The organism is Mycobacterium sp. (assembly GCF_002863225.1).
Lineage (GTDB): Bacteria > Actinomycetota > Actinomycetes > Mycobacteriales > Mycobacteriaceae > Mycobacterium.
The window spans coordinates 1-5,001 of the sequence record NZ_PKEK01000097.1; the positions used below are offsets into that span (position 1 = coordinate 1).

A 5,001-nucleotide genomic window follows, 5' to 3' on the forward strand; every position below is an offset into this window, starting at 1 on the left:
CCCGCCCCACCCGGCGACACGGACCACCGAACGCGGCCAAACCCCTAAAACCCAGATCCGCTAACCCGCCCCGGCACCGAGTCCGACCACCACCACCACCCGGACGAAAAATCGAGGCTAACGGGTCTGTCCAGCCGCGTGCCGGCGCTTCGGTGACGCCGATGACGATCAGTCCGATGGCGAGGGCCACAGTTACCGAACCCGCATAATCCATTGCCTGATGCTGCTGTTCACGGGATTCAGCCAGCGTGAACGCTGCAGTCAGCAACACGAGACCGGCTGCGGTCAGACCGACGAATATCGACACCCACGACCAGCGCTGCAGAAGGACCCCCGAGCACAGCACGCCCAAGACACCGCCCGACCCGGCTACCCCGCCCAGATCCCGACCGCGCGACCTCGTTGGTGATCTGGAAATCCAGAGGTCAGAATCGACAAGGTGGAGGGCATCACAAACGCCGCGCCGATACCGGCGAGAGAGCGGGCGCCGATCAGCCAGACCGGGTCGTGAACGAACAGCGGGATCGCCGAGGCCGCCGAAAACACTGCCAGCCCGGCGATCAGCACCCCGCGGCGCCCGTATCTGTCACCGAGCGCCCCGGCCGGCAGCACCAGACACGCCAGCGCCAGGGTGTACCCGTCGACAATCCACGTCATTTGGCGTTGGGTGGCGCCGGTCGTTTCGGCGATGTCCGGAAGCGACGTATACAAGGCCGCCATCGAGCCGATGACCAAAGCCACCGCCAGGCACGACACCACAAGCGTCCATTGCTGGGCTCGTGACAGATGAAAAATCACGCGCGGGGCGGGGTCAGATGAATCCATCGCACCTCCACAACACTTTCGCCGGCCGGGTGAGCCGGTCCCCGGCGGGAATCGGTCAGGTCGGTAGCCACCGAATCGGCAGCGAGGTGTAGCCGCGGATCGGCCCGGACTTCAGCCGGTGCGCCGAGTCGAGATCGACTTCCCAGTCAGGAATTCGCTCTAGCAGCGCGGCAAGCGCGATTCTGGCTTCCAGGCGGGCCAGTGCGGCGCCCAGGCAGAAATGCAGGCCCTTGCCGAACGCCACTTGATGCTCGGGCTTGCGGGAGATGTCGAACACATCCGGATTGGTGAAGGCGCGTTCGTCGCGGTTGGCCGATCCGAACAGCAACAACACCGACTCGCCCCTTGCACATCGTCGTGCCGTGCAGCCTGACGTCACGGGTCAAGGTTCGTGAGAGCCCCTGCACCGGTGAGTCGTAACGCAGCAACTCGTCGACCGCGGGGCCGATCAAGTCGTGATCGCGCGACAGGCGGCGACGACTGTCGTCGTGTTGCGCGAGCGCAACAGCGGAGTTACAAAGGAGGTTGGTGGTGGTCTCGTGGCCGGCAACTAGCAGCAGCAGACAAAACCCGAGAACTTCATCGTCGGACAGGCGCTCGCCGTTGACCTCGGCCGACGCCAACGCCGAAATCAAATCATCGCGTGGCGCACGGCGGCGATTGGTGAGGAAGTCGGCAAAATACGCGTAAATCGCCGCGGCGGCCGCCACTCCCTGCTGGGTTTCACCGCGGCTCGGGTTGGACTGCACCAATGTACTCGACCAAAACCGGAACTGGACACGATCCTCTCGCGGGACGCCCAACAGATCGGCGATCACCATCGCCGGCAATGGACCAGCAAAGTCATCCACGAAGTCTGCCGAACTCGCGCCCTGTCCAGAAGCCCCATCAAGTCGTGCGCCATGCCCTCAATGCCCTGGCTTAACGCGGCGATACGCCGCGGCGTGAACGTCGTGCATCACCAGCGCGCGCAGCTGGTTGTGGCGAGGTGGATCCATCACGATCATCATCGGCAGGAAGGCGTGGATGAAGCCGGAGCCCGGCGGAGTCGGGAACACACCATTCACCGACGAAAAGCGGCCGTGGTCAAGAAGTGCGCTTTCAACATCGCTGTGGCGACTCAACACCCACGTGTTCGACGCGGCCGCGTGATACAGCGGCCGCTCATCGCGCAGTCGTCGATAGGTCGGGTAGGGATCATCGAGAATCGATGCATCGAACGGGTCGTAGAGAACCTGCACGTCGGACACCTGTGACCTCCCTCCCGCCTACGGACGAGCAGTTTACATGTGTTTCTCCTATGTCAAGCCGCTGCTATTTGGCAAGACTGATTTCGGGTTTGGTGGTCGTTATGGAGATGGCCGAAGACGACGCGAGCAAGTCTGCGTTTGAGTTCCCTGAGTCAAGTTATTCATGCCGCGATCCGTTGACGGGCCTGGTGGGCGGTTGGGTCGTAGGGGACGCCGGAATGCCAGCATGCCCAAATGATGCGGATCCAGGCTCGGGCGAGGATGCGGATCGCGTGGGGGTTGCGTTTGCCCCGCGCCCGGGCGTCGGCGTAGAGCGTGGCTGCCCAGCGTGACTGCATTCTGGAGTTGTGCGCGAAGGCGGTGATTGCCTTGCGGGCTCGTTTGTTGGCGGCAGATCGGAAGTAGACGCCGGTGGTTTTGCCGGAGGCCTTGGTGACCGGCGCAGCCCCGCATTCGGTGGCCGCTTGTTCAGCGGTGTCGACGCGATCGAGGATGGGCCCGAGTTCGGCGAGTAATTGAGCGAGATTGATGATGCCGACGCCGGGCAGCTGTTCGAGCAGTCGGGCACGGGGGTGCGCGGCGACTCGATCGGCGATAACTCGCTCGATGTCGGTGATCGCCGCTTGCAGCGCGCGCAGCAGATCGACCTGGGCGGCGACGATGGCGCTTAGTGTTGCGGCGGGCAATCCGATTGGCGCTGCCGGGGCTGCGCGCAGCCGGGCGAGCAGCTCCGCTGGAGATTTACCGCCGCGGTAGGCATGCCGACGACAGAACGCACCCATACGGGCCTCGCCCAGATGCGCGGCCGCTTGCGGGCTCGGGTAATCGGCCAGGAACGCCAACGCGATCGGGGATGCCAAGGAGCGGAACAGATCTCGCGGCCCGGGCCAATGCGCGTCGAGGGTGGCAGCGAGTTGGTTGGTCGCCGCAGTCCGGGCGCGGACCTGGTCATCGCGAAGCCGCACCAAAGCCTGCAACTCGCGCAGCCCAGGTTCGACGGGCTCCAGCCGGCGCAGCCGGTGCCCGTCGGTGCGCAGGTAGTCGGCCAGCTTGTAGCTGTCCCCTGGATCAGATTTCGCGCCAGAGGCTCCCCATCGGGGACGCGCAGCGTAAAACGAAGCCGGATGCACCGGCACGACAGGGTGGCCGGCTTCCAGCAGCCGATCGACGACCAGCCCGCTGGTGCGTTCGATGATCACCGGCAGCTCGTGCGGCTCGCCGTAACACCGAAGCCGGTGCAGCGTGCTGATCCACCCAGACTCGGTATGCTCGAACGCCCACCGGGCCTGCCGGTGTCCGTCGTCATCGAGCACTGTGACGTCGTGAGTGCGGCTTGCCCAATCCCAGCCGACATAACTCATCCCTTGCCTCCCCTCGGAGTCGGTGGTTGACTCCGCGGTGTCGAGGCCCTTTGCCGGTTCCTCATTGTTCGGCCCTGGGTCGGGCATGTCCCTAACGCCGGTCGAGGGCCTCGGCGTGTCGAGGGTGGCAGTACTCAAACTGGCCATCAACCGCTGGCTCGGCAACGAGGCCATCCCTCGACACGACCGAGGAGCCACGGCCAAGCCCGTGCCCAGCCGCAAAGGCGATACTCCACCAATGAGGCAGCGCAAAGCTTCAGGGGTGGAGTCGCCAGTCGCTAATCGATGGCGATAGTAGACCTGTCCGAGGCCGTCGAGTCGGATTTGGGTGACGGCGATGCGGTGTAGGGCGGCGTTGAGTTGGCGGTTGCCTGAGCGGGTCATGCGGACCCGGCCCGCGGTGTTGCCCGACCACACCGGGACTGGCGCTACACCAGCATGACGGGCGAAGGCGGCCTCGCTTTTGAATCGGGTAACGCCGGCGGTCTCGCCGATGAGTTTGGCCGCGGTGAGTTCCCCGCACCCGGGCATGGCCAACAAGGCCGGGGCGATCGGGCGCACGCGTGCACCGATGCGGGTGGCCAAGGCGTTGATCGTCGCGGTCAGTCGGGTGATGTCAGCGAGCTCGTCGCGAGCAAGCTCAGCGACAAGACCCGGTTGAGTGATCAGCCAATCACCAAGGATTCGACGATGCTTGTCCAGATCCAACGAACGCGCCTTGGGTGCATGTTCGGGATCCAGTTCATGGACCCGCCACAACAATCGGTTGATCGTCGCAGTGCGTTGGGCGACAAGAACTTCGCGGCGATCCACCAACAACTTCAACTCACGTGAGACCTCATCATGAGAAGCGACCGGCAGATCCGGTTCGCGTAAAAATCCGCGAGCAACGGCCAGCGCATCGATCGGGTCAGACTTGCCGCGGGTACGTGCAGATTTGCGCGTCATCGCCATCAGCTTGGGCGGCACCCGCACCACCTGCTGACCCAACCCCAACAAATCGCGTTCCAGGCGCGCTGACAGATGCCGGCAATCCTCGATCGCCCACACCACCTCGGCGCCGAAGCGTTCCCGGGCCCACATCACCGCCTCAGCATGGCCCGCGGTGACAGCCCTGACAGTCTTCTCGCCGAGCTTGCGGCCTGCCTCATCGACGGCGACAAAAGTGTGCGTGCGCTTGTGTACATCGGCTCCAACAACAACCATGGTGGTTGCCTCCATTCACTGTGAGGTGACGGTTGGGCCGGTCGGCGGACAAACCTCAGTGGGGGCGGTACCACGCTCCTATCAAGTCACGCCGGCCGGTCCTTCACACCTGGTGCCGACAAAACGCATGCACGCCAACCCGAAGGCGGCAGTGAGGCTATGAGCCAGACACCAGATGCTCAGGATCCAACCACCGCAACAACCTGCGGTACCTCACCCTGACACTGAGGTAGATGCCCTATTGCCTCGTGTCAAGATGCGCGCGAAGTTTGATTCGTTGCCTCATTCGAGGATGCGCGCGTAACGGAAGCCTTGGGCTTGGGTCCGGCCTTGCTGGTGGTCAGGGTGAGCAGCTCGCT

3 protein-coding genes and 3 pseudogenes are annotated in these 5,001 nt (G+C 64.2%); all 6 read right to left on the bottom strand.

What is annotated here, in order from left to right; all coding sequences use genetic code 11:
* Positions 1–118: 118 nt before the first annotated feature.
* A pseudogene (locus CYU59_RS26055) lies at positions 119–825 on the bottom strand (MFS transporter); the annotation flags it as partial.
* Between the two features lie 55 nt (positions 826–880).
* Positions 881–1,159 (bottom strand): cytochrome P450, encoded by a 279-nt coding sequence (locus CYU59_RS26060; protein ID WP_293004178.1) that lies wholly within the window; start codon positions 1,157–1,159, stop codon positions 881–883.
* A 64-nt stretch (positions 1,160–1,223) separates the two neighbouring features.
* Positions 1,224–1,646, bottom strand: a pseudogene (locus tag CYU59_RS26065) (cytochrome P450); the annotation flags it as partial.
* 87 nt (positions 1,647–1,733) lie between these two features.
* Positions 1,734–2,075, bottom strand: coding sequence for a hypothetical protein (locus CYU59_RS26070; protein WP_293004179.1), 342 nt, complete (start codon positions 2,073–2,075; stop codon positions 1,734–1,736).
* A gap of 161 nt (positions 2,076–2,236) precedes the next feature.
* The gene (locus CYU59_RS26075; protein WP_363115337.1) at positions 2,237–3,610 is read right to left on the bottom strand and encodes an IS110 family transposase; all 1,374 of its coding nucleotides are present in this window, start codon (positions 3,608–3,610) and stop codon (positions 2,237–2,239) included.
* A 114-nt stretch (positions 3,611–3,724) separates the two neighbouring features.
* Positions 3,725–4,657 (bottom strand): annotated as a pseudogene (locus tag CYU59_RS26080) (IS110 family transposase); the annotation flags it as partial.
* Between the last annotated feature and the right edge of the window lie 344 nt (positions 4,658–5,001).

What these genes read in the sequence shown, in the direction of transcription:
- CYU59_RS26075 (WP_363115337.1), bottom strand. Translation starts at nt 3,610, where the DNA reads ATGGCCTCGTTGCCGAGCCAGCGGTTGATGGCCAGTTTGAGTACTGCC.